Here is a 19,310-nt window from a genome sequence, read left to right as displayed (position 1 = left end):
TTGCTCTCACCTTACCAATTTAAATTACACAGAAACAGTCGGTTACGTTAAACAGAAAAACGGACAAGTCACAAAATGCAGAATTGTTCTCTATAACATGATCTCAGTATCCAAAAATTAAGTCATGTGTGTTTATACAGTGCCATTTTGAGGTTTACAAAAAAGCCCCGCAGCAGGTAGTGCGAGGCTTTCACTATTCAGATTAGAAGCTAACTCTTAGCCTTCAATTCCACGTGCTTTTAGGAACTCAGCGTAAGTGCCCTTAAAGTCGGTAATCTTGTTGTCTTTAATTTCGATGATACGAGTGGCCAACGAGTCTACGAATACACGGTCGTGAGATACGAAGAATAATGTACCTTTGTATTGTTCTAGTGCCGTGTTTAGAGATTCGATAGATTCCATATCCATGTGGTTGGTTGGCTCATCCATCAGCAGCATGTTTGGTTTATGCATCATAAGCTTACCCAGAAGCATGCGGCCTTGCTCACCACCAGAAAGTACTTTTACTGACTTTTTGATATCATCTTGAGAAAACAGCATACGACCTAAGAAGCTACGAATAACTTGCTCGTCATCGCCTTCTTGACGCCACTGCCCCATCCAATCCATAAGGTTTAGATCTTCTTCAAAATCATCAGCATGGTCTTGGGCATAGTAACCAATATTAGAGTTTTCTGACCACTTAAATTCACCAGTGCGAGGCTCTAGCACACCAGCAAGAGTGTTGAGTAGCGTTGTTTTACCTACACCGTTCTCACCAATGATGGCAACACGCTCACCCACTTCAAAGATCGCATTGAAATCACTAAACAAATCGTCTTCGAAACCTTGGCTTAGGTTTTCTACGATAAGTGCGTTACGGAATAACTCTTTCGATTGCTCAAAGCGGATAAACGGGTTTTGGCGGCTTGATGCTTTCACTTCTTCAAGTTGGATCTTATCGATCTGCTTAGCTCGCGAGGTAGCCTGTTTTGCCTTAGATGCGTTAGCAGAGAAACGAGCAACGAACGTTTGCAGTTCTGCGATTTGCGCTTTCTTCTTCGCATTGTCTGATAACAAGCGGTCACGAGCTTGCGATGCCGCTGTCATGTACTCATCATAGTTACCAGGATAAACACGCAGTTCACCGTAGTCTAAGTCTGCCATGTGTGTACAAACTGAGTTCAAGAAGTGACGGTCGTGCGAGATAATAATCATCGTGCAATTACGTTGGTTTAAAGTCTCTTCCAACCAGCGGATAGTATCCATGTCCAAGTTGTTGGTTGGTTCGTCTAATAGCATGATGTGCGGGTCAGCAAATAGAACTTGTGCAAGAAGAACACGAAGTTTCCAACCAGGTGCGACTTCACTCATCAGACCGTAGTGTTGTTCTTCAGGAATACCAACAGCAAGGAGTAATTCACCTGCTTTTGCGTCGGCCATGTAACCGTCCATTTCTGCAAACTGAACTTCTAGGTCAGCAACTAACATGCCTTCTTCTTCACTCATTTCTGGCAAAGAATAAATGCGGTCACGCTCTTTTTTTACTTCCCACAGTTCTTTGTAACCCATGATAACAGTATCAATCACGGTGAACTCTTCGTAAGCAAACTGATCCTGGTTTAGCTTGGCTACGCGCTCATTAGGGTCGTAACTTACGTTACCACCTGTCGGGTCAAGCTCTCCGCTTAGGATTTTCATGAACGTTGATTTACCACAGCCGTTCGCACCGATCAGGCCGTAACGGTTACCTTCACCAAACTTAACAGAGATGTTTTCAAAAAGTGGCTTAGCGCCAAATTGCTGTGTGATGTTGTTAGTGGAAATCAATGTCGTTACCTATAAAATATGAAAAACCGCGCCACACTACTGTTTACTGAGTCGAACTTCAAGTTTTGTTTTGCCAAGGCATGCAAACCATCAGCTATGTATTAGCAATCTAAATTTTATGAGTTGGTTTTAGGCTGGGGTTCTATATAATCGCCGCCAGTTCCATCAGTAGGTCCCAATAATGAAGAAGATCCCCCCTCTAATCATTACATCTTTGTCTTTAGCTTGTTCTGTCGCGGTTGCGAAGAACACTTTTAACGCTAACCCGGTTTGGGGAAACGAAACATATGGTCATTTGCAAACAGGTGATATCGTTTATCAGGATGATGAAATCATCTGTTTACATGGCAAGGCCAATAAATGCTATGACAAGGAAGTAGTGATGAAGTGTGGTTTGCCACCAGAGTCGTTAGCAGACAAGCTCAAATATCAGGAATGCAAAGATGCTCTAGCGGAAGAATCAAAATAGTTAGAAAAACGGTCAGCACTCTTGCTGACCGTTTTGTTAAAGGTTCATGACTTTGAGTTGAGGTTCTGCTCGTTCCGGAAGATAAATGCTAAACTGGCTCCCTTTCCCCCATTCAGAATTAACTTTGAGCTCACCGCCCGATTGGCTGAGAATACTTTGCGAAACCGAAAGACCTAACCCCGTTCCATCGCGTTTAGTTGTGTAAAATGGTGAGAAGATTCGTTTTAAGTTTTCAGGTTTAATACCGCAACCTTCATCTTTTACATGAATGACCGCCCCGCGAGTTTGCCCCTCTTCTATCCAGTCTTCACTCGATACAATTAATCGGCCATTTCCCTGCATCGCATGAATACCGTTCATTTGGAGATTGACCAGAATTTGCAGTAACTGATGGCGATTCACTTCAACGGACGCCTGAGCATTTAATTCTGTTTCGAAAGTAACTTCGCGTTTTTTTGCGCCTGTTTTAACCAATGTAATGCTTTCTTCAATGATTGGATTCACACGCTGCCAAGTGATCTCATCTTGAACACCACCTTGCCGACTGTATTGAAGCAGACTACGTGTAATATTGCGGATGCGATCGATCTGCGCGTGAATTGCCTCTATCTCTTCTTTTACGCGAGATGACTCATCGCCCAACTCAAACTGCATCAGCTCAACATTGCCTAAGATCACCGCCGTTGGGTTATTGATCTCGTGTGCAATCCCTGCGGTGAGCTCACCTAGCGCTGCCAGCTTTTCATTCACGACTAACTTGTCACGTGTCTGATTAAGCAGTTGGATATGCAGTTCAAGCTCTTGTGTTTTCTCTTTGAGGCTCGCTGTACGATCTTGGACTTTACATTCCAGCTCATTCGCTGCGCGTTGAATTTGATTCTTCCTCTGCTTGAGGAGATCGAGCATATTATCGAATTGTTTGGCAAGCTGAGCTAGTTCATGCCCTTCGTCTAAGCCAAGTGGGCCAATTCGAGTCTCTTTGCCCAGTTGAATCATTTTTACAACACGGTGAATATGTTCTATCGGTACAAAAAGATCTCGAGAGCCTCGATAAACGAGCAAACTAGAGATAAACAGTAAGAAGAGTGTTGTTATCGATATCTCGGCGATATTGGTCATGTAAGTGGCCACAAATGGCCATAGCAAATACCCTGTGTAGAGCATGCCAATCACATTGTTGTACTGATCGTACAGCGGCTGATAGGCGGTGATGTACCAAGCATCGTATACAAATGCTAAGTTTGTCCACTCATGCCCTTCAATCAAGACCGCTTGTTTCACTTCATCTGAAACGCGAGTACCGATGGCCCTACCCAGTCTGTCATTACTGTCTAATGGGACATTGGTGCTAACGCGCAAGTCATCTAAAAATACAGTCAGGGTGCCTACCGGTCGCAAACTGTCTTGCTTAGAAGGGTAAATAAGGTCGCGAATGGTATCAACCAAGACCGTACTGTTGTTAAGCAGTAAACCACCATCTAAAAAACCTATAATATCGTTGGTCGGGTTGCGGATTGGGATCACTGTCCGGCTCACGAGCCCCCTACTTTCAACGGAATTGTTCTCAAGAATCGGTGTCTGAGCTCGCTTTACCAAGTCATTACCCAGTTCAGCTAATTCTTGCTGAGTCAAAACATCAAAAAAGGATTCTCGATGAGTCAGATCCATAAATCTAAACTTGCTTTCTATACTGTCAACGCGATGAAAACGTAGAAAGTCGAGCTTGTACTTTTCTCGCTGTCTAGATACCCAACTTGAAAGATCCGATTCACTGACTTGTTCACTGCGGGCTCGAGAGACAAATTCAAAAGAACTCGCAAACGACTTAACATGATTGGCCTGTTTTTCCTGAATCAACTCAATGCTGTTTTCTGCCACCCCAAGTCTTTCAGATACATCAACTAGAGCACTTTGCCATGTGTAGTGAATTGACCAATAGATGGTGATTCCAATAAGTGCGAGCAAAGTGAGGACGATCGGCGCAGAAGTTAAGATCATCAAACGATAGCGAACCATGGTTTTGAATCGATAACGCCATTTTGACCAGAATGAGAGGCTATTCGGCATAGCTCGATTCCTCGCTGTCCCACTCTTTAAATTTGCGCTCTAAAGTCTTACGCGCGACGCCTAGATCTCGCGCGGCTGCCGATTTATTGCCATCGTGAAAATCAACCAACTGCTGGATATGGGCTTTTTCGACTTGCTTTAGTGGCCAACTGTTTGGATATCCTTCACCGCGATTTGCAGGCGTCGTCAGTTCAATCACCTCCGCACCACTTGATACGGTCATGGTAACAGAAGGCTTTAATGTATCACCATGGATCTCTCGCCAGTAGTGTGCAGGAGGCTTGCCAAGCAAGATGCAACGTTCGATAAGGTTTTTGAGTTCGCGGATGTTGCCTGGCCAGTCGTATTCGTTCATTGCCAGTATATCTTCATGTGCCCAGTTGGGGTTTGGCATACCAAGCTCTAAAGCTAGCATTTTGGTGAAAAACGGCACCAGCTCAATCAGATCGGCTTTACGTTCTCTTAATGGCATAACATCAATTTTAAGAACATTGAGTCGATAGAATAAGTCTGCGCGGAAATGCCCCTTGTTAACCTCTTCTTGTAAGTTACGGTTGGTTGCTGCCACAACTCTAACGTCAACGGAGATCTCTTTTTCACCACCAACTGGGCGGATTGTTCGTTGCTCCAAGACACGCAATAAAGCTGATTGCATTGCGAGCGGCATTTCACCAATTTCGTCCAAGAATAACGTGCCACCATTTGCAACGCGGAACAAACCTTCACGACTTTTCTTAGCCCCAGTAAATGCCCCCGCATTGTGACCAAACAACTCACTTTCAAGCAGTTCAGGCGCAATAGCGCCACAGTTGATGGGTACAAATGGCCCACTGCGTTGACTCGCTTCATGAATACCACGAGCAACCAACTCTTTACCTGTTCCTGATTCACCCTCTACAAGTACAGAAGCACGCGACGGTGCAAACTGTGTGATGAGCTGCTTTAACTGAGCGGTCTTTTCTGAGCCCCCGACAATGTCCGTCACAACATGGCGTTTGAACTCATGACGCAACGCAAACTGATGTCGTTCTTCCAAACGCTTATCAATGCAGCGTTGTACTGCCTGCAACATTTGTTCGAGGTTGAACGGCTTAAGAATAAAATCAGACGCCCCTAGCTTGAGTGCGGAAATTGCGGTTTCTAAGTCTGCGTAGCCAGTCATAAAGATAATGTCGGCTTTCTTATCCGGGTCATTAAACGCTTCTTCCCACTCAATTCCTGAGCGCCCTGGCAAGTTGATGTCCAGAACAATCAAATCGTAATGGTTAGCACTACGTAACTGTTCAGCATCTTCTATACTCCCGACACAATCTACTTTGGAAAACCATTTACTCAACGCTTTGTTCAGTATGGTTTGCATTCCAATCTCATCATCAACGACGAGAACTGAAAATGCTTGATATTGTGAGGCTTTATTAGGATCGAATGATGGAGGCATAATGACCACTTTCCATATAAGGTAATTGGGACAGAGTGTACCAAGTTTATCGGTGAACGCCTCAATAAATGTGAGACATTTTGTCCCCCATCAAATTCTGGTTAGGTAAGTTATTGATATTTCGTTTGAAAACTATCACATATTTTTGGCATCAAGATTGCTATCTATGCATGCCGACTTATAACACGAATCTTATGGCATAGATTCAATACTCTTAATTTGAATAGCCCAAATTATAGAAAACGGATTTATAACAATATGAAAAAAATCACTTTTACATTGGCCGCTGCGTCACTGGCTTTAGTTAGCTACTCGGCATCTTCAGCTGATAACTCTCACGTACGTTTAGCGACCACAACAAGTACCTACCACTCTGGTCTACTTGATTACCTACTTCCTGAATTTGAAAAAGACACAGGCTACAAGGTCGATGTGATCGCAGCCGGCACGGGTAAGTCGCTTAAAATGGGTGAAAACGGCGATGTCGATTTGGTAATGACTCACGCACCAAAAGCCGAAGCAAACTTTGTTGAAAAGGGTTATGGCGTTCTACCTCGTAAATTGATGTACAACGATTTTGTTATTGTGGGCCCTCACGCCGATCCAGCTAAAGTGGCAAAGCAGAAAGATGTCGCTGAAGTGTTTAAAAACATCGCCAATATGAATGCGACGTTTGTCTCTCGCGGTGATGATTCAGGTACTCATAAAAAAGAGAAAGGTATCTGGGAACAAACCAAAATGGAACCAAACTTCGGTGGCTACCGTAGTGTCGGTCAAGGAATGGGGCCAACGCTCAACATGGCAAACGAAATGCAAGGTTACACCATGACTGATCGTGGCACTTGGCTAGCCTACAATAACAAGCTTGATCTCGAGATTTTGTTCCAAGGTGACAAGAAGCTGTTTAACCCATATCAGGTGATATTGGTTAACCCAGAACGCTACCCAAGCATTAATTACCAAGGTGCAAAAGAGTTTAGTGACTGGTTAGTGAACCCACGAGGACAAAAACTGATCAACGACTTTACACTCAATGGCAAACAACTGTTTGTTGCTAACGCGAACGAGAAATAGAACTCGATGAGCCTTTGGCAAACGACCCTAGATGCGCTCACCTTGTTGGTGAGCTTTGATAAAGAGCTGTGGGAGATCGTCGCGGTCTCCTTCAGCGTCTCTTTGTCTGCGATTTCAATAGTTCTTTTCCCGGCGATCATTTTCTCTTTTGTATTGGCTTATACAGATTTTAAAGGCAAATGGTTGTTTCTATCACTGATAAACACACTGCAAGCCATTCCGACAGTAGTGATTGGTCTATTGCTATATATGCTATTGTCACGTGCTGGCCCTCTAGGGGATTGGCAGATGCTGTTTACTCAAAAAGCGATGATTGTCGGTCAAATGCTGATTGGTTTTCCGGTGTTAGTGTCAATGATGCACGGCGCATTGCAGTCTAGCGATCGAAGAGCAGTTGAAACCTCAATTACATTGGGCGCTTCTATACCGCGAATTATTGCCACTATGGTATGGGAAACACGTTTTCCACTCTTAGCAGCAGCGATAGCGGCGTTTTCTCGCATTGTAACTGAAGTGGGCTGTTCAACCATGGTGGGTGGCAACATTATGGGGATCACGCGAAACATCCCTACAGCAATTGCGATGGAAAGCCATAAAGGGGCGTTTGCTCAAGGGGTTGCTTTGGGCATTGTCTTGCTTACATTAGCACTGGTACTGAACTTCATGCTCACAAGTATGCGTGGCAAAGGTTACCTAAGGACTTAAGGGCGCAGTATGACAATTAAGATCACGGCACAGCAACTTTCAATGCGCTTTAAAGAGCGTGTACTGTTCCACATCCCTACTCTTTCTGTTGGTCCAAATGACGCAATCTACCTTAAAGGTGATAATGGTGTCGGTAAAACCACGCTACTCAAAATCTTGTCAGGGTTAATGAAACCATCGACAGGTAAAGTGATTGCACCTAGTGACACATGGTTACACAGACTGTTTCCCCGCTCTGGTCGTAAAGGCGTGATTTACCTCCATCAGTCTCCATACCTATTCGACGGAACGGTTTATGAAAATGTCGTCTACGGTATCCGCTTCGAAAAAGATGCAGCAAAAGATAAGCGAGCTCAAGTTATCACTGCACTGCGCATGGTAGGCTTAGAAACCTTAGCCGATGAGCATATTTCAGTCTTGTCTGGCGGAGAGAAGCAACGCGTCGCGATGGCACGAGCATGGATACTTAAGCCTTCGATTCTTTTGATGGACGAGCCAAGCGCTTCGCTAGACCAAGAATCGATTGAGCGTTTAGTCGTCATGGCGAAAGATCTTTTATATCGTGGCTCAAGCTTGGTCATCACCAGTCACCAGCAGAATGCGCTGACTGGACTTTGTAACAAACAGTGGGTGATCAGTGGCCTTGAACTGAACGAGTACTCAAATAACGACTTTGAGTTAGATAATGTCGTTGTTTTGAAAGATAAATCATTAGATACAAAAGTAAGTAGTAGAGGATAGTCTACGACGAGCTGTAACACATAATGCACTAAGCCTGTGGGCTTGAAAGAGATAATAGATTTGCTAGAGTGCAAGCCCAATAACAAAATAATATCAGATACGACAACTATGCTTCATGCAAAAGAGACAAGCTGGGTAATTTTAGCTGGTGGTCAGGCAAGCCGTATGGGCGGGCAAGATAAAGGTCTTGTTTTACTTAACGACAAGCCATTGATCCAACATGTGATCAACAGACTAAAACCTCAAACTGAACGCATTTTGATTAATGCTAACCGCAATCATGACGCATACCAAAAATTTGGCGAGGTCTTTTCTGATCGATTTCAAGACTTCCCCGGTCCAATGGGCGGAATTCACGCCGGACTCATCAATGCACCAACCGATTGGGTTGGTTTTGTGCCATGCGATAGCCCGCAAATTAATAGTGATTTGGTCGAGCGTTTTTGCCAATCGGTATCAGATAATACCGATATTTTAGTGGCCCATGACGGTGACCACCAACAGCCTGTTTTCACTCTGTATCATAAACGTGTCTTACCCAAACTGACCGCTTTTCTTGAGCGCGGAGATCGTAAGATCATTCTTTTATACAAAGAGTGCAACACAGAGTATGTTGATTTTAGCGACTCACCAAACTGTTTCGTAAATTTAAATACCCCAGAAGAACTGACCCAATTCGGAACCATTAGCTGATGACTTTAAACCTTCCTATCCCTATTCTAGGTTTTGCCGCGTATTCAGGTACGGGGAAAACAACGTTGCTAGAAGCTCTTCTGCCAAAGTTAACTGAAGCCGGCCTTCGTATTGGTATGCTCAAACACGCACACCATAATTTTGACGTCGATAAAGAAGGTAAAGATAGTCACAGACTAAGAAAAGCTGGCGCATCGCAAATGTTGATCTCTTCGAGAAACCGTTTTGCGTTAATGACTGAAACGCCTGAGCAGGAATCTGAGTTTGCCTATCTGTTATCACGCTTCGACACAGATAAGCTTGATGTCATTTTAGTTGAAGGCTGTAAAAACATCGCTTTTCCCAAGATAGAACTTCATCGCGAAGCGGTAGGTAAACCTTGGCTATACAACAACGATGACAATATCATTGCCATTGCCGCAGATTCAGTCGTTGAAGACAGCGATCTACCGCAAATGAACATCAACGATTTGAATGCAATCGCACAATTTGTCACCGAATATGTACAAAGCCACACGGAGCCCAAGAAAAATGAAGCGGCTTGTTGTGACACCCTCTCCCCTGCTTTTCTATCCGTAGAGCAAGGACGTGACAAAATTCTTTCACTGGTTAACCCTGTTACAGAATCTGAAAAATGCCCTATCACACTATCATCCGGCCGGGTGTTATTTGAAGATGTCATTTCTCCGGTCAACGTCCCACAATACACGAACTCAGCGATGGATGGCTTTGCAATTCGTGGTGAAGATGCCGATTTAGATAGCTTTGAAGTCGTCGCTGAAGTTTTTGCTGGTCATGCGTACGATCATCCGCTCGAAAAAGGTCAAGCGGTTAAGATAATGACTGGTGCTCCTACCCCTCAAGGTGGCGACACCGTTATTATGCGCGAACAAGCCCAACATAATGGTGACATTGTCACATTTTCTGCAAGCATCAAAGTCGGTCAGAATGTACGACAAGCCGGAGAAGACTTACCAATAGGCTCTTCCGTATTTACCACCGGTCAGCGAATCGCCTCACCAGAGATGGGAATGATCGCTTCACTGGGAATGGCTGATTGCAGCGTTTATCGCAAACTTAAGGTCGCCATTTTCTCTACTGGTGATGAAGTCCAAGCGCCAGGCAGCGAGCAAAAGCAAAACTCCATTTATGATTCGAACCGTTTCACCATCATGGGAATGCTAGAGACCTTAGGTTGTGAGATTCTCGACTTCGGTATTATCGAAGATGACGAAGCCTTGATGATAGAAGCATTAGAGAACGCAGCTTCACAAGCAGATGTCGTCATGACTTCTGGCGGGGTTTCAGTCGGTGACGCCGATTACATTAAACTTGCACTAGAAAAGCTTGGCCAAATCGATTTCTGGCGAATCAACATGAGACCAGGACGACCACTCGCCTTTGGTCAAATACAAAACAAGCCGTTTTTCGGTTTGCCGGGTAACCCTGTCGCGGTCATGGTGTCGTTCATCAATTTCGTTGAACCTGCTTTAAGAAAAATGCAGGGAGAGCAAGGCTGGCAACCTCTTAAAGTAAACGCGATAGCAACGGAAAATCTGCGCTCTCGTCAAGGCCGAACCGAGTTTAGTCGTGGCGTTTATGAACTCGATCATCGCGGCCAGTTGACGGTTCGTACAACAGGCAAGCAAGGGTCAGGAATCCTACGCTCTATGAGTGAAGCAAACTGCTTGATTGAGGTTTCACCAGCGATAGATACAGTTAAAGTTGGTGAAAGCGTGACAATCATCCCGCTTAAAGGCAGAATCTAACCCATAGAGACGAGGTCAGCCATGCTGACCTCTTTAGTTTTATCGATTTGGAATTATTTATGGCTCGCACAATCCTGTATACCTACAAAGATGAAGAGAAAACGTTAACCTTCTCATACCAGCAACATCGCAACATTCATGAAGCGGTGGCTGAAGCTGAAGGCATCGATATCTCTGAATATTTGAAAATGGAGCAACAAATCGAAGCGATTTCTGATACCAAAGCAGTACGCAATTACCGTGACAACCACTTTAAGAAGCTTGGCTTTGGGCGCATCACCCTGCAGCAAAAAGAAAACCTAGGGGTTGGCAAAAAGAACAAGTAATACCAATCGGGATAAATAGCTGATCAGATAATTGCGCAGGAAAAATCGCTTAGAGCAAGGCATAGATTGCAGCTAGCTAGTTTCTCTACCTACAAAATCTATAACGCAGCTATCAGCGATTTTAACTAGCAAGAATGAGCAGATATTTGTTCTGGTTGGTATAATACCAATCGGGATAAATAAAAGGGCTGCAATCGCAGCCCTTTTCAATCCAATGTCAGTTACCTTACTTAATGTTAAGGAATGCTGCACCACGTACGCCACCTGAATCACCGTGCTTCGCTTTGATGATTTTAGGACACTTCGCTACAGAAAGAAGGTACTTAGGTACGCGCTTTGGCATTTCTTCGTAGATCAGTTCGAAGTTAGAAAGACCGCCACCTAGTGCAACAACATGAGGATCATTTGCTGTGAAGATGTTGGCAAAACAGATTGCAAGCAGCTCCATAAAGCGCTCTACATGCTCAGAAGCTTTCGCCTCTCCAGCTTCATAAGCTTTAATGATATCGATCGCTTTCTTTTCTTCACCAAAGTAGTGAGCGTAGATCAGTTCAAAACCACGGCCTGAAAGGTAACTATCTAAACAGCCTTTTTTACCACAGCCACATCCTAATAGCGGTGCATTGTCACCAAGATGGAACCAAGCATCGATTGGCAATCGCATATGACCTAGCTCACCCGCAACGTGGTTTCGGCCTGAAAATACCGCGCCATCATAAATCAAGCCGCCGCCAAAGCCGGTACCAAGAATCAAGCCCATCACTGACGGCTCATCTTTTAATTCTTCGTCCCATGCTTCTGAAAGCGCAAAACAGTTCGCATCGTTTTCAATTTTCACGCTACGGCCAATCTTAGCTTCAAGATCCGCGCGTAAAGGCTTTCCTTTTGCCGCAGGCACATTGACTGTAAGAACTGTCGCGTCATCGGCATCTTCCATACCCGGAAGACCGAGACCTATCTTGCCTTCGCAACCAAATTCTTGATCGTATTTGTTTACCAGACTAGCAATGGTCTCTACCAAAAGTGCATAGTCATCCGTTGGCGTTGGTACTCGCTCAGTCGCAACTCGCTCTAGTTTTTCGTTAAATGCACCAAATTCAATCTTAGTGCCACCAACGTCAAAGCCGTAGTACATCTCTTCTCTCCCAGAAAAATAACTCAAAAATTGGTTTAATTGACTCATTATCCATATAGCTACGCCTACAAACTGTGATTTGGAACAGATTTAGCTCGGAGGCAAAGCCAACTGCGCAGCCCGTATACAACCAGATCGCAATAATTAGAGGGGTTTCTCGTTTCTCAGCTCGTCAATGAAACGATTCAAAGCTGGTTTTGATTCATCTGGCCTGTTTCTCGTCTTACTGTTCATATAGCTTTCGCGAAATACGGCAAACCAACTCGACAAAGTTTGAGCCAGTTTTTCTTCACCAAACTGTTCAAACACTAAACTGGCTACTTCAGCGGTAGCAAGGTGCTGTTCGTTGTCTGAACGGCGCATCATGTATTGCGATACTGTATCCGGATTAATAGAAATAACAGGTAACGCATCTAAATACGGTGATTTGTTGAAGATTCGCCTTGCCTCTCGCCAACTGCCATCTATAAAGATCAATAGAGGCGTTTTCTCCTCACAAAACCTTGATGCTTCTTGTTTGATCAATCGAGTAGGTTCATTAACATATTCATCGGGGAATACAACAATCGGTTGATACTTGGGGTTATTGAGTAGAGCAAGCATCTCTGACGAAGGCTCAGTGCGGCTCCATTGATAGGCATAACCGTCTTTGACCACATCTAGAATCAAGCGACCTGTATTGCTCGGCTTAAACACTTCGTTTTCTGACAGTAGCAACATCGCCGCAACGCCACTCTCTATATCGGGTTGATGGGCACACAAACAGTCCTTTTCCGCAACTTGGCAGTACTTGCATCGAACAACTTTACTCCCCCGCGCAACAAAAGGCTTGGTTGAACGGTCTAAACGTTGTTGATACAGGTGATGAAAGGCATGGATTCTCATAGCGTATCGTAGATAATGAACAGGGTGAGCCAGTTTACTCACCAAACCAGCAGTTGCAAGGAATACACAATGCAAAATCCTGAAATGATTCGCTTGAGCTTTTTTCTTTCCGTATTGGTTCTGTGCGGGTTATGGGAGTGGTTAACGCCACGCAAACAACTGACCCAAAATAAGCTCTACCGGTGGTTGAATAACCTAGGGTTAATCGCATTTAACTCAGTTTGCTTGAGCCTACTCATGCCTATTCTGGCGTTTGAATCGGCTATATACGCTGTAGACAACAGCTGGGGACTACTCAATCAATTCCAATTGCCTTTGTACTTTGAGATCATCATCTCAGTGGTTCTGCTAGATCTCGCTATTTACTTGCAGCACTTGGTGTTCCATCGCGTCCCAATTTTGTGGCGTTTACATCGAATGCATCATGCTGACCAAGATATTGATGTCACAACAGGCACGCGGTTCCACCCTATCGAAATCATCTTATCGATGTGGATTAAGATTGGAATCGTGTTAACGCTTGGGATCTCTCCTATTGCCGTTATCGTGTTTGAAATCATCCTTAATGCCAGCGCGATGTTCAATCACAGCAATGCCTATCTACCACTAAAGCTAGATAAGCTATTGAGGAGAGTGATCGTCACCCCTGACATGCACCGAGTTCATCATTCCGTCATTGAAAAAGAGACCCATTCCAACTTTGGTTTCTTCTTGTCAGTATGGGATCAAGGCTTCGGAACTTACCGTGAACAACCCATTCTAGGGCATGAATCAGTAAAGATCGGTATCCCACTGTTTCAATCCAAACAGGAGCAGAGACTTGATAAGATGCTGACTCAACCATTCAGACAAGAATAAAAAAGGAGCACTGAGCTCCTTTTTTGTGTCATTTCAATTTGCTCTAATTAAACTGCGTATTTGTGTAACATCGATTGTTGTTGACCTGCTATTTCAGCCACTTGCTGGGAGTTTTCCACCATAGACTCAAGTTGCAACTTGGTATTACCACCCTGCTCAGAGACACGAGTAATAGACTCACTGACATGTGCGGTTGCTCGCTCTTGTTCTTCTGTTGCAACAGAGACTTGTTCGACGCGCGCTTTGATATGTTCAACTGCCGTTTCTATATCCGCAAACGTCGTTTTTACCAACTCACTCGATTCCAAGGCATTCGCCATTTCTTGTCTTGATTCTTCAACCGCCACGCGAGAACGCTCGGCCGCTCCAACCAGTTGGTTCATACGATCTCGAATATTGGTTGTTTGGTTCGATGTATCGCTGGCCAGTTTGCGCACCTCATCTGCCACTACAGCGAAACCTCTGCCCTGCTCCCCAGCACGCGCAGCCTCAATCGCCGCATTCAAAGCCAGTAGGTTGGTGTTTTCTGCGATCCCAGAGATCAAGTCTACCATTTCGCGAATCTGTCTAACACGCTTATCTAGCTCTATCATTGAGGACTCATTCACATTCAATGTCGTTTCCAAAGCCTGTAAACGGGCTTGGTTCTCTTCTATTGCTGTTACGCCTTGGCTTGATAGTGCTACTGCCGATTTTGATTCTTCATAAGACTCGGTCGTAATGGTTGAAATTTCACGAATCGAGGCTTCAAGTCGGTTAACGGTAGTGACCATACTTGCTAAAGAGTCATTTTGTTCACTTAAGCTATTGTTTGATTGCTCTGCCGCTCCATGGCTAATTTCTGCGGTTTGATAAAGGGTTTCACAATTACGTGTCACCGTCGAAATTGATTCGTTGGTTGAAATCATTACTTGGTTCAGCTTTGAGGCAATCTCTTTCATTTCCAACGGACCGAGTAATTTCGCCTTACCCGTAAGATCGTGATTGGTCATCTTATTTAAGTTGCTTAGGATGTTGCTCAACCCTCGGTTAATCCAGTGCTTGAGAGAAAGCCAAGCAATGAGGATGACGACAACCAACAGTACCCCACTAACCAACAGCACAACCGTTATTGTCTCCATGGTGCCAGTCACGACACTCTGGCTTTCATCAATAAGTGCTTCGGCAGTCGATGAGATTTGGTTTAACGTCGCGATGACTTGATTTGCTGTGATGACAACTTCTTCAACTTGCTTAGACTGTGTCGTAACTAATTGCAGCTTGGAAAGGATTTGGTCGACAATACCAGCCTTTCCAAAACCGGATAGCACCATATCGTAACCAGCCGTTAAGCTCGCAAAATCCACGACATCAGGGTGCCACTCTTTAAAGTCATCGTAGGCTAAGTTAACCCCAGCTAAGCGATTTTTCATTTCACGATATTCATCTTGAGCTTTTGAGAGATCAGATTGCATCATAAGTTGAACAAAGGAGCTTTCCATAGAACTCACATTAGCGATAAATCGGTTAGCCGCGTCGGCTGACTCGGGGTTGTCACCGACAAGGAAAGAGCTTATCCGATTCATTTCTGGGCCTACAGATCCAAGTCCATAACGGAAACCATCCATTTCTGCGTCAATTTTTTCCTGTCTAGTCAGGATGTCTTGCTGCGTACTCATCACACTTCCGCTCAATGCGTTGAGTGATTGAATTGAATCCAAAAGCTGATCGGTCTGCTGAGTCGAAATGGTCTGACTCAAACTAGAGGACACATCAAGAATTTGGTTGGTAAGCTGCGCAATGTGTGACTCTAGTGAGGTGATTTGCTGTCGAATATCCTCAAGCGTTTGGTTGTCTCGGGTTTGCGTGACATAACTCAGCTGCTTTGCTTGCTCCAATATGTTTTGAGTTAACTGGGCATTGGTCATCGCAAGTGGTAATGCTTGTTCAGATAAACCAGAAAATTGTAAGTGAATTCGTTCTAAGCCCTTAATGCTCGTGACAGAGAGTAAAATCACCAGTAAGGTAATCGTTATAAACACCGCACTGATTGTATGTATCAGCGATAGTTTGAGTTTGCCTTTTTTCAGAGTATCCATTTAGAAACAAGGTCCTAGTACTAGAGTTATCAGTGAGGCATATTATGTCTGTATTGTTACGCTTAGATTTCAACGAAGGTTATTAATGAAGCATCTAGTTTTTAGTGCGAGTCACTTCAAAACGGCTCTTTTATGCCTAGCCATTGCGGGTTGCAGTAGCCAACCCAAACCTGAATTTAGTACACAACACAGTGCAGCGCTGACGGCACAAGAAGAGATCACAAAAAGTTCATTACTGGATGTTTATAAAGTCTGGAAAGGTGCGCCTTACCGCTTGGGTGGCTCGACCTTAAGTGGCGTTGATTGTTCAGCGTTTGTCCAAACAACCTACAAAGATGCTCTAGGGCTACAGTTGCCACGCACCACATTAGCGCAAGTTAAGTTAGGAAGTGAAATTGATTATTCAGATGCGCATGTCGGTGACTTAGTCTTTTTTAGAACGGCACCGAAGGTCAGACATGTAGGTGTGTATATGGGAAACAAGCAGTTTATGCATGCATCGACATCGAAAGGGGTAATCATTTCAAGATTGGATAACCCTTATTGGGCTTCAAAATATTGGCATTTCAGACGAGTCACCTACTCGCCTGAAATGAACTGAATCACTAATCGTATTTAGCAACCGCTGAATCAAATAAATTCTTAACTAAGGCGATATACTCGTCCAAAAAGCCAATCTGTTCGTTGGTTGCAGGTTTTGCCCAAACACCAGCAAGGACTTCACCTAAATCTTCAACGACTGAGTCTGCTTCTTTTAGTAGTTGGAAGCGAACACTAGAATGCAATTCTGGGTTTTGCTCAAAGATCGCCATAATGTTGCTCGCGACCATATCAGTAACGACATCTTCCACGCTTTCCGTCCCGATATCGCCATCTTCCGATGCGAACACATCCAGATTAAAAGCCAAATGCTCAATTAAAGCCAAGTAACCATCGGTTTCAACAACCACAGCCCATCTCCGTTATAAATTATGTCGTTGACTAACATCTTTAATACTAAGTCATATCAATCGATATATACAACCAAAGTCGAATAGGTTGCTGACTTCCTGCACAAATTCAGTAAAACACCTTCGTTAAAACTAGCATAGGATCAATCTTAATGACGTTTAAAATGGCTTAACAAGTAGAATTTCCACTAAAGTAATAAACTCTTAGTGGAGCGAGCTCACATTTTTACGCTGCTAGTTGATAATACGTCTAAATGATTGAATTTTTTGCACTATGAATCAGTATTCATTCCAAGCTTCTTCTACACTATTAGCAAAGCAACGAAATTCTAGGATGATTTATGTGGCAGGCCATTTCTAAGCAGCTTTCCGAAACCTTGATGTTTTCTTATGACATTGTAGAAAAAGAAAAAGTCCAAGGTGGTGATATTAGTGATTGCTATATGGTTTCAGACGGTGAGCAACGCTACTTTGTAAAACTCAACAAGCGAGATTTTCTGCCTAAGTTTGATATAGAAGCGGAAAACATCCGTATATTGCGTGAAAGTAACACCGTTTTTGTCCCTGAGTTAATCCTTACAGGCAAGTCCAAAGAACACTCTTTTATCATTCTCAACTATTTACCTACTAAGCCTCTTGATGACAGTAAGAACAGTTATGCGTTTGGCCAGCAATTAGCCCGCTTACATCAATGGGGCGAGCAAAAAGAGTATGGTTTCGACCAAGACAACTATATCGGTGCTACTCTCCAACCTAACAAGTGGAACCGCAAGTGGTCTCGCTTCTTCTCAGAACAACGAATCGGTTGGCAACTTCAACTGCTGAGAGAAAAAGGCATCAATCTCGTCGATATCAACGAGTTTACCCAACTAGTCCATGATAGATTAGCCAACCACCAGCCTAAGCCTTCATTGCTCCACGGCGACTTGTGGCATGGCAATGCCGCCAATTCTGTATTCGGCCCTATTTGCTATGACCCAGCGTGTTATTGGGGCGATCGTGAATGTGATATTGCAATGACCGAATTATTCGAAGGCTTCCAGCCGGAGTTTTATCAAGGTTATGAAAGTGTTGCTCCTCTAGACTTTAGCTACAGCGAACGAAAAGACATTTATAACCTTTATCATGTACTCAATCATTACAATCAATTTGGTGGTCACTACTTAGATCAATCGGAGAAACTAATAAAACAAATACTTTCATATTAAATAAAAATACTTCAATATTTACAATTAGTTACCTTATCTCAATTCATTCGTTGTCAAATATTTTCACTATCAATAGTGAAGCTTAGGGCAACGAATTTTTGTTTTCCTTACCTAAGTCAAACTTTGTACTTAATTCAGGTCTAACAGAAACTTATCCGCTTAAGATTATAGTGTCTACAGGGGCTCTCCTTTCAAAAAGGAGGCAGTTAGGCACTGGTTTTCGATGGGTTGTAAGGAAAGAAGTTATGCGAAAATATACAGAGAAGATGGTTTCATGCCCTCACTGCGGACATTCAATTGGAATTACATTAGATGCTTCAAATGGTAGCCAAAATTTTTACGATGACTGTCCAGCATGTTGTCACGCGATTCACTTAAGTATGACGGTCGACGAGCAGATGGATAAAATCGAACTCCTCGTGGATGCCGATGACGAACAGATTTTCTAAAAAAGCGCCGTAAGGCGCTTTTTTTATATCGATATGATACGAGCACTATGCTCTAGTCGCTAATACTCGCTCTACAGTATCAACTATCGCTTGAGTTTGAGGATCAAACTCAACATTAATTTTATCCCCTACTTTTCTTTGACCAAACAGTGTTCTTTCAAGAGTTTCTGGAATCAGATGCACTGAAAAACGGTTCTCTTCCACCTCACCAATGGTTAAAGAGCATCCGTCCAAACCAATGTAGCCTTTGGCTAACACATATTTGATCATCTCATCTGGAACACTAAACCAAATAGTTCGGTTATTAGGCGTATCAATGACGTCAACGACCTCTCCCATGAGCGAGATATGCCCAGACATTGAATGTCCACCAATTTCATCGCCGAATTTGGCCGCACGCTCAATGTTCACCGATGCCCCGACTTCTAGTTCGCCAAGGTTAGTCAGTGCTAATGTTGCCTGCATTAGATCAAAGTCGATCAAATCGCCATCAATGTTGGTTACTGTAAGGCAACAACCATTGTGTGCAACCGAAGCGCCAATGGCTAATCCCTCACCCATTTCATTCGATAGCTTAACTGTGTGAGTCTGAAATTTATCTTTTTTCTCTATAGCAATGACTTCCGCCATTCCCTGAACAATTCCTGTGAACATCA

The 19,310-nt window shown here is 43.8% G+C and carries 19 protein-coding genes; 11 read left to right on the top strand and 8 right to left on the bottom strand.

Features of this window, described 5'->3' with window-relative positions; all coding sequences use genetic code 11:
• Positions 1-216 precede the first annotated feature (216 nt).
• Positions 217-1,809: an ABC-F family ATPase gene (locus AC6R16_RS00580; RefSeq protein ID WP_500673210.1), complete on the bottom strand. Its 1,593-nt coding sequence runs from the start codon at positions 1,807-1,809 to the stop codon at positions 217-219.
• A gap of 181 nt (positions 1,810-1,990) precedes the next feature.
• On the opposite strand from AC6R16_RS00580, the gene AC6R16_RS00575 reads away from it, so the two are divergent.
• Positions 1,991-2,278, top strand: coding sequence for a hypothetical protein (locus AC6R16_RS00575; protein WP_500673209.1), 288 nt, complete (start codon positions 1,991-1,993; stop codon positions 2,276-2,278).
• Between the two features lie 36 nt (positions 2,279-2,314).
• On the opposite strand, the gene AC6R16_RS00570 is transcribed toward AC6R16_RS00575, so the two are convergent.
• Entirely contained in the window at positions 2,315-4,345 is a 2,031-nt protein-coding gene (locus AC6R16_RS00570; protein ID WP_500673208.1) for a sensor histidine kinase, read from the bottom strand.
• Entirely contained in the window at positions 4,335-5,783 is a 1,449-nt protein-coding gene (locus AC6R16_RS00565) for a sigma-54-dependent transcriptional regulator (RefSeq protein ID WP_500673207.1), read from the bottom strand. Before AC6R16_RS00565 ends, AC6R16_RS00570 begins: the two co-directional genes overlap by 11 nt.
• A 258-nt stretch (positions 5,784-6,041) precedes the next feature.
• Between AC6R16_RS00565 and AC6R16_RS00560 the strand changes: the two genes are divergently transcribed.
• From AC6R16_RS00560 to AC6R16_RS00535, 6 genes are all read left to right on the top strand, one after another.
• The gene (locus AC6R16_RS00560; RefSeq protein WP_500673206.1) at positions 6,042-6,857 is read left to right on the top strand and encodes an ABC transporter substrate-binding protein; all 816 of its coding nucleotides are present in this window, start codon (positions 6,042-6,044) and stop codon (positions 6,855-6,857) included.
• A 6-nt stretch (positions 6,858-6,863) separates the two neighbouring features.
• A complete protein-coding gene (locus AC6R16_RS00555; protein ID WP_004743683.1) occupies positions 6,864-7,562 on the top strand; it encodes an ABC transporter permease in 699 nt (232 codons plus the stop codon).
• A gap of 9 nt (positions 7,563-7,571) precedes the next feature.
• Entirely contained in the window at positions 7,572-8,303 is a 732-nt protein-coding gene (locus tag AC6R16_RS00550) for an energy-coupling factor ABC transporter ATP-binding protein (RefSeq protein ID WP_500673205.1), read from the top strand.
• Positions 8,304-8,411: 108 nt separating this feature from the next.
• A complete protein-coding gene (gene mobA / locus AC6R16_RS00545; RefSeq protein WP_500673204.1) occupies positions 8,412-8,996 on the top strand; it encodes a molybdenum cofactor guanylyltransferase MobA in 585 nt (194 codons plus the stop codon).
• Positions 8,996-10,765, top strand: a complete 1,770-nt coding sequence (locus tag AC6R16_RS00540; RefSeq protein WP_500673203.1) for a bifunctional molybdopterin-guanine dinucleotide biosynthesis adaptor protein MobB/molybdopterin molybdotransferase MoeA — start codon at positions 8,996-8,998, stop codon at positions 10,763-10,765. The genes mobA and AC6R16_RS00540 overlap by 1 nt, the downstream gene beginning before the upstream one ends.
• A gap of 59 nt (positions 10,766-10,824) precedes the next feature.
• On the top strand, positions 10,825-11,091 hold the full coding sequence (locus AC6R16_RS00535; protein ID WP_171324412.1) for a DUF2960 domain-containing protein: 267 nt from the start codon (positions 10,825-10,827) through the stop codon (positions 11,089-11,091).
• A gap of 226 nt (positions 11,092-11,317) precedes the next feature.
• Here the strand turns inward: AC6R16_RS00535 and nagK are convergent, their stop codons facing one another.
• Both nagK and AC6R16_RS00525 read right to left on the bottom strand, forming a co-directional pair.
• Entirely contained in the window at positions 11,318-12,226 is a 909-nt protein-coding gene (gene nagK, locus AC6R16_RS00530; protein WP_171383020.1) for an N-acetylglucosamine kinase, read from the bottom strand.
• Positions 12,227-12,370: 144 nt separating this feature from the next.
• Positions 12,371-13,111: a tRNA-uridine aminocarboxypropyltransferase gene (locus AC6R16_RS00525; RefSeq protein ID WP_500673202.1), complete on the bottom strand. Its 741-nt coding sequence runs from the start codon at positions 13,109-13,111 to the stop codon at positions 12,371-12,373.
• Positions 13,112-13,180: 69 nt separating this feature from the next.
• Between AC6R16_RS00525 and AC6R16_RS00520 the strand changes: the two genes are divergently transcribed.
• Positions 13,181-13,969, top strand: coding sequence for a sterol desaturase family protein (locus AC6R16_RS00520; RefSeq protein WP_500642138.1), 789 nt, complete (start codon positions 13,181-13,183; stop codon positions 13,967-13,969).
• Between the two features lie 47 nt (positions 13,970-14,016).
• Here the strand turns inward: AC6R16_RS00520 and AC6R16_RS00515 are convergent, their stop codons facing one another.
• Positions 14,017-16,047, bottom strand: a complete 2,031-nt coding sequence (locus AC6R16_RS00515) for a methyl-accepting chemotaxis protein (protein WP_500673201.1) — start codon at positions 16,045-16,047, stop codon at positions 14,017-14,019.
• An 85-nt stretch (positions 16,048-16,132) separates the two neighbouring features.
• On the opposite strand from AC6R16_RS00515, the gene AC6R16_RS00510 reads away from it, so the two are divergent.
• Positions 16,133-16,648 (top strand): NlpC/P60 family protein, encoded by a 516-nt coding sequence (locus AC6R16_RS00510; protein WP_500673200.1) that lies wholly within the window; start codon positions 16,133-16,135, stop codon positions 16,646-16,648.
• Positions 16,649-16,652: 4 nt separating this feature from the next.
• Here AC6R16_RS00510 and AC6R16_RS00505 read toward each other — a convergent pair whose 3' ends face one another.
• On the bottom strand, positions 16,653-16,997 hold the full coding sequence (locus tag AC6R16_RS00505) for a DUF3802 family protein (RefSeq protein WP_004744053.1): 345 nt from the start codon (positions 16,995-16,997) through the stop codon (positions 16,653-16,655).
• A 341-nt stretch (positions 16,998-17,338) separates the two neighbouring features.
• On the opposite strand from AC6R16_RS00505, the gene AC6R16_RS00500 reads away from it, so the two are divergent.
• Both AC6R16_RS00500 and AC6R16_RS00495 read left to right on the top strand, forming a co-directional pair.
• Positions 17,339-18,205, top strand: a complete 867-nt coding sequence (locus tag AC6R16_RS00500; protein ID WP_500642135.1) for a fructosamine kinase family protein — start codon at positions 17,339-17,341, stop codon at positions 18,203-18,205.
• A gap of 245 nt (positions 18,206-18,450) precedes the next feature.
• Complete coding sequence (locus AC6R16_RS00495; RefSeq protein WP_004748960.1) at positions 18,451-18,654, top strand: CPXCG motif-containing cysteine-rich protein; 204 nt, start codon at positions 18,451-18,453, stop codon at positions 18,652-18,654.
• A gap of 45 nt (positions 18,655-18,699) precedes the next feature.
• On the opposite strand, the gene AC6R16_RS00490 is transcribed toward AC6R16_RS00495, so the two are convergent.
• The gene (locus AC6R16_RS00490) at positions 18,700-19,308 is read right to left on the bottom strand and encodes a riboflavin synthase subunit alpha (RefSeq protein ID WP_500673199.1); all 609 of its coding nucleotides are present in this window, start codon (positions 19,306-19,308) and stop codon (positions 18,700-18,702) included.
• Positions 19,309-19,310 lie beyond the last annotated feature (2 nt).

The sequence above is a fragment of the Vibrio sp. R10-SG3-ISO10 genome (assembly GCF_059834185.1).
The sequence above is the reverse complement of the archived record's forward strand: the minus strand, read 5'-3'. Positions and strand labels throughout refer to the sequence as shown.